Consider the following 3447-nt stretch of genomic DNA (forward strand, 5'->3'; position numbering starts at 1 on the left):
GACTTGGTAGAATTTCAAATTTTCAAATTTTTAGATTTTTGAATTGGCGAAATTTCGGAAAGTAGTTTGTCTAAACTTTCACCATTACGCCATTGCACCCAGGCAGAAAGCAGATATAAAACTCTTTTTTAGGTCAATTTATATCTGCTAATTTTAGTTAGCAGATATTAGCTGAACAAAACGGACTAGGGCTGAAATTTTGATATAGTAAGTTTTTTCAGCGAAGTGGCACTAAATTACACGTATCTCGGCTCAACCCCTACTTAGGTCAGCAAGGCGGTTATCCCAATTGGTAAAGCGCTTATCAATACTGTCAAACCTCGTTTCTATTCTGTCTATTTGTTGCTTAATCTCAATTTGTCCCTGTCCCTGCTTAATCTCAGTCAATTGAGCCGCAATATCAAATAGTGTTGGCTCTATGTTTGTCATTTAAACTACTTCCCGTTAATAGCACATAAGTACAATATACTGTACTAAGTTGTAGCTACTAAGCTTTCTGCAATCTCTTTCGGCACATAGTTTATGTACCAACCAGGCTGCCAGCCATAAACCTCTGCCAGCTTTTCCATAACATCTGGGCGAGGTATATATTCAGGATCGTGATACAGCTTTAATGCCGTGGCTTTGTGAATGCCTGTTTGTTGGTGAAGTCTGTAAGCATTAATGCCTTTTTGGTCTAGCAGCCTTCTTAAATCATTCCGAATCATGACAATTCACTTTAACTCTATGTCTATTTTACTATACCTATCTAAATTGACACGATAGTATAGTATATTATACTAATAGTAGACAAGCTTAAAGGGTGATCGCACCATGTGCCTAGAAAACAAATGTAATCGTCCGTACCCAAATCGTCGGGTAAACAAATAATGCCAAAGCACATAAACGAGGAGTCTTTGCAGCAGACCACTAACGAAAACACTCAGTCAGCAATCTTGAAAGCGGTGGATGGATTGCCACCTATTACTTGGTGGCAACTCTGTGAAACTGACAGCCAGAAAGAACACTACCAAAATATTCATACTAGCTTTAAGTTGATTTATATCAGATTCCAAGAATACTTTCAAGGGCAATCATCCTCACAACATAGCGAATTAACGATCGCTACCGTTAATTTCTATATTTCTCTTTACGGACTTATACAGCACTCTTGGCATCGTATTGTATCCGCCCTGCAAAATTGCAATTTTGCAGGGGTTCCAGAGACACCTGAAGAAACAATAAGCAAACTGATTGAAAATGATTGTGCTGCCTTTTTTGCGCCATGCTTGGAGGCTCATGAATGGTCGAAGGATACGGGCTATCGATTTTACCTTGAAGAGAAAAAGGTTCGCAAACTCCTAGAATCCGGCAAACCGCTTACCAAACCGGAAAGGTCAAAGGTAGAGAGGTTCAGCGTCAAACTCCACTCGATGCAGCGAACTTACGAAGATTTTCTGAGACTACGCCATTTTTGCTTGGCGGTTTGCCGGAGCGTTGAAGGCGATCGCCCTCTCCAGCAAAAACTAGAAGCCTTCGATAAATCCCAACTTTACCTACATAGCCTAATTGGTCCCAAATTAGGAAAAAGTGAGAGCTATCGCTGGAATGGGGAAGGAAATAAAATCAGTGGGACAAGATTCGGAGGAATTTATAACTAAGCAGGTTATTCTTAACCTACTCTTAACAACAACTCAAATAATGTTAGGGAAGCTTAAATCTATGCTTTTCTAATAAATAACTGTTGCTATCACTCAAGACTTTAGAAGGTAGGGCGGAGACGCAACCAGTTACACACTTCTCTCTCTAAACCACGTATTCCAATCGTGTACAGTTACAGCATTTAGAGATTAAGAAAACTTGTATTTAGCTCCAAACGTATACATATAAAGGGTTATGGCAGCAATAAGACTAGAAAATCGAGTTTTAGACCAAGTAATTCCAACGAGGTTAGATGTATTTACTCACAATCTATTAGTAGTCACAGCCAAACATCAAAAAATAACTAGAACCGCTCTAGTCAGACTGGCTATCCGGGAATATCTCAAAATTACCAAACCTTCAGCAGCATAGGCTCTTGAGGGTTTGGTGGTTGTCAGAAGCTAATAGTTAATTTTTCAGGGCTAATGAGTGCCGCCGGAAGCTGGCCAGCAAAAGCAGCACTCTAGTCCCTATAAACGAAACAAACTAGAAATACCCACTGAGGCTAATAACTTACAGTAGGCATCTATATAGTATGAAATTTTTCCATCTCAATTCTACTTCATTACAGCGCCGTCTATACTATTTGACCTCTGCGATTGAGGCGTTGAGAAGCTTTCAGATAAATATTAAAGAATATGCGAAGTCTCTTAACGTTACCCTCTGGGTAATCGCACCCGAACAAGCAGACAAGGAGGTAGCGTAATGAATCTAATTAGCCTCTGTACCAGTAGCGGCATAGAAGCATCTCGCGCTAATCCTTGCCCCTTGTGCGATTCCGACCATTGGTGCTTGCGTCTGAGTGAAGATGCTGTTATCTGTAGTAAAACGGATTACACCCCTATCGGTTGGGTGAAAACAGGCAAAGCGAAAGACGGGCGAGGAATTTTTGCAAAAGAAAATAGAAGACAGCGCAGTGGCTTGCCTAACCATGCTGAAATCTTACCCCTGGCGCTCGATCCTAAAACTGATTCACCGCAGTGGGTAACTCTCAACACGGTGGGTAGTGAATTTGAGCAGCAAATTGAATATCATTACCCCAATCCAGAGACGGGAGAACCTCTAGGCAAGGTAGTTAGAAAGCAGTACAGCGATCGCCGTCCAGCCTACGGGCGAAGCGGACGTGATACCAAAGAGATTAGACCTTGCCATTGGGCGAAACCCTATCACCCTAACCAAGGTAATGAAGGTTGGTGGAGCGACAGAGGTAAAGGCGAAGAACAATTTCCGCTTTATCGTCAAGCCGAAGCACGGGATGCGATCGCATCAGGAGCGGCGAAAGTTGTATTTTACAACGCTGGCGAACAAGCAGTAGAAACTGCCCGTCAGATAGGATTGACTAGCTTTTGCAATCAAGGAGGTGAGGGTTCTTACATCCAACAAATTATTGACTTTTTAAGTGCCAACAGACCAAAGTTATTTGTTATTTTTCCCGATAATGACGCGACGGGGCGCAAATTCGCAGACAAACTGTTGAAAGCGTGTTCAAAAGCAGGAATACCCGCGCTCGCCATTGAGCCAACAAATATCTGGGCAGACCTTCCCAAGAAAGGCGATATTAAAGATGTTTTCGATTCTTCGGGTATGGATGTAAACGAAATCATCGAGCAGTTAGAAATAGAAATTAAACGAGCGCTTTTAATCCGCCAAAATGAGTCTCCAAATTCGGCTCTATTTAGTAATGGCAAAACTGCAAAGAATCCTCCTGCCGATTTAATTGGTAAGCAATTAGCTGAAGACTATCAAAGCATTCTCGCTTTTAACAAT

At 41.6% G+C, this 3447-nt stretch carries 6 protein-coding genes; 4 read left to right on the plus strand and 2 right to left on the minus strand.

All coding sequences use genetic code 11. From position 1 onward, the window contains the following. Window positions 1-252: 252 nt before the first annotated feature. A complete protein-coding gene (locus ACEW80_RS33910) occupies window positions 253-429 on the minus strand; it encodes a hypothetical protein (RefSeq protein ID WP_373530821.1) in 177 nt (58 codons plus the stop codon). A 44-nt stretch (window positions 430-473) separates the two neighbouring features. Further along, window positions 474-707, minus strand: coding sequence for a helix-turn-helix domain-containing protein (locus tag ACEW80_RS33915; protein WP_373530822.1), 234 nt, complete (start codon window positions 705-707; stop codon window positions 474-476). A 162-nt stretch (window positions 708-869) separates the two neighbouring features. On the opposite strand from ACEW80_RS33915, the gene ACEW80_RS33920 reads away from it, so the two are divergent. From ACEW80_RS33920 to ACEW80_RS33935, 4 genes are all read left to right on the plus strand, one after another. Then, a complete protein-coding gene (locus ACEW80_RS33920; RefSeq protein WP_373530823.1) occupies window positions 870-1640 on the plus strand; it encodes a hypothetical protein in 771 nt (256 codons plus the stop codon). A 235-nt stretch (window positions 1641-1875) separates the two neighbouring features. Then, window positions 1876-2052 (plus strand): hypothetical protein, encoded by a 177-nt coding sequence (locus tag ACEW80_RS33925; protein ID WP_373530824.1) that lies wholly within the window; start codon window positions 1876-1878, stop codon window positions 2050-2052. 163 nt (window positions 2053-2215) lie between these two features. After that, on the plus strand, window positions 2216-2386 hold the full coding sequence (locus ACEW80_RS33930) for a hypothetical protein (protein ID WP_373530825.1): 171 nt from the start codon (window positions 2216-2218) through the stop codon (window positions 2384-2386). Next, a partial coding sequence (locus ACEW80_RS33935) for a hypothetical protein (RefSeq protein ID WP_373530826.1) occupies window positions 2386-3447 on the plus strand: 1062 nt, incomplete at its 3' end. The genes ACEW80_RS33930 and ACEW80_RS33935, both read left to right, overlap by 1 nt.

Source organism: Nostoc sp., from assembly GCF_041747015.1.
GTDB lineage: Bacteria > Cyanobacteriota > Cyanobacteriia > Cyanobacteriales > Nostocaceae > Nostoc.

Excerpts from the sequence above, each read along its gene's own strand:
- ACEW80_RS33910 (WP_373530821.1), bottom strand. The coding sequence starts at position 429 with ATGACAAACATAGAGCCAACACTATTTGATATTGCGGCTCAATTGACT.
- ACEW80_RS33915 (WP_373530822.1), bottom strand. The coding sequence starts at position 707 with ATGATTCGGAATGATTTAAGAAGGCTGCTAGACCAAAAAGGCATTAAT.
- ACEW80_RS33920 (WP_373530823.1), top strand. The coding sequence starts at position 870 with ATGCCAAAGCACATAAACGAGGAGTCTTTGCAGCAGACCACTAACGAA.
- ACEW80_RS33925 (WP_373530824.1), top strand. The coding sequence starts at position 1,876 with ATGGCAGCAATAAGACTAGAAAATCGAGTTTTAGACCAAGTAATTCCA.
- ACEW80_RS33930 (WP_373530825.1), top strand. The coding sequence starts at position 2,216 with ATGAAATTTTTCCATCTCAATTCTACTTCATTACAGCGCCGTCTATAC.